This window comes from Streptomyces tateyamensis (genome assembly GCF_003205575.1).
In the GTDB taxonomy this organism is placed as follows: Bacteria; Actinomycetota; Actinomycetes; order Streptomycetales; family Streptomycetaceae; genus Kitasatospora; species Kitasatospora tateyamensis.
The window spans coordinates 1-1,855 of sequence record NZ_PYBW01000196.1; the positions used below are offsets into that span (position 1 = coordinate 1).

The window sequence follows — 1,855 nt, forward strand, 5'->3', positions numbered from 1 at the left end:
CCTGAGTTCCACAGTTGGTGGTGTTGGCTAGGACACGAGAAGGCGGGTTGACCTGCGGAAACGCCTGTGAGTACGCCGAGATGGCGTGTCACTAGGCGGGGGAATAGTGCCTGGTCAGCGGCCTGCGGTCAGATCGATGATCTTCTTGGGCGGGGTGACGTCGAGGGCGGTGAAGATGTCGCGCTGGGGCTTGGTGAGGTCGGTGGACTGGCGGAAGGTGCCGGCCGGGCCGGTGTAGGTGACGGCGTGCAGGCGCTGGAGTTCGGCGCGCAGGCGGTTCCAGGTCTGGCCGGTGGAGGTCTCGGCGACGCGGATCAGCAGCAGGGCGAGCCAGCACAGCAGGACGTGGGCGCGGATGCGGTCCTCGCGGCGGTGGTAGACCGGTCGAAGATCGAGAATTTGCTTCATGTCACGCCAGCCGCGCTCGACTTCCAGGAGCTGTTTGTAGCCGAGCGCGATGTCCTCGGCCGACAGGTTCGGGTCCGAGGAGCGCAGGAGGTACTTCCCGTCGAGGTTGGCCTCGGCCGCGACCTTCTTCCTGTCCACCCGCAGGAGTCCGCCAGGCGTGGTGCGCAAGAACCGCTTCAGCCCGGGCTTGGTGGACAACACCCCGGCCAGCTTGTCGCGTTCGGGCCTCGCCAGTTTGTCCGTGCCCGCGATTGCTTCGGTGAGCTGGGCGACCATCCGCTCACGGATCGCGGCGTCGCGGGTGGCCTGGTCGGGGTTGAAGCAGATCACGAACCGGTCGTCGGTGCCGATGTTGACCTCCTTGACCTGGAGGTTGTCGCGCACGGTGGCATAGCGGCCCTGCCGCGAGAGGGCGGCTCGTACTTCGGGTGATCCGGTGCGGAGCTTCTCCCCGATGATGTAGCCACCGCCCCCGCGCATCAGCGCCCGGCGGTTGGCGGCGGAGGTGAAGCCGCGGTCGGCCACCCACACGACCTTCGAGAGAGTCCACTCGCGCAGGTCGTCGCGGACCTGCCGGATCAGAGCCTGGTCGCCGGTGTTGCCCGGCCAGGACCACACCCGCACCGGGATCCCGTCGCGGGTGACGGCCATGCCGATGACGACCTGGGGCAGGTCGTCGCGGGAGTCCTTGGACTTGCCGTGCGTGCGGAACCCGTCGTGCCGCACCGCGTCTTCGGCCGGCGTGTCGGCGGGAAGACGCTCACCGTGTTCGTCGCGGGCGACGGGTTCGTCGGCGTCCTCGGTCTCGAAGTACGTGGAGGTGGTGTCGAAGAACAGCAGGTCCACTTCGAGGTTGAGCAGGTCGGTGACCTGGAAGTACGCCTCCTTGGCCAGGGCGGGCTCGATGGTCAGCAGGTAGTCCATGGCCCGGTAGCAGGCTTCGTCGCTGATCGAGTCCAGGTCCGCTATGTGGACGTCGTCGGCGATCCAGTCGGTGGCGGCGAGCTTGCTGGAGGCGGCCAGGGCCCGGTTGGCGACCAGTGCGAACAGCACCCGCTCGACTCGCGGGTCCAGTCGGCGCCCGGACAGTTGGCGGTGCACGACGGCGTCCAGGCCGAGCCGGTGCCACAGCCCGTCCAGTGCGTGCACCCCGCCCCATGGCCGGGAACTGATCAACGACAGATCCCCCGAGCCCGTCGCCGAAAGCGCAGCCACCGGGTCCAGCAGTCTCGACAGCGCCCCGACCAGCCGGCGAACCGCCTCGTGGTCGAGCTCGTCCTCCCGGCCGAAGGAGTGCAGCACCTTCGTACGTGAGCGCCCCGCGGCCGGGTCCCACTCGTTGTGGGCCAGCTGCAGATACCGGACCGTCTGCCCGTCCTTGTTCCGCCGGGACGTCGTCTTCACGTACATGCCGCTAGACGATACGCACATCACACCAGGTCACTAC

At 68.1% G+C, this 1,855-nt stretch carries 1 protein-coding gene; it reads right to left on the bottom strand.

The window, feature by feature from the left end; translation table 11 throughout:
• Positions 1 to 114: 114 nt before the first annotated feature.
• Positions 115 to 1,818, bottom strand: a complete 1,704-nt coding sequence (locus tag C7C46_RS32150; RefSeq protein ID WP_110673452.1) for an IS1634 family transposase — start codon at positions 1,816 to 1,818, stop codon at positions 115 to 117.
• Positions 1,819 to 1,855 lie beyond the last annotated feature (37 nt).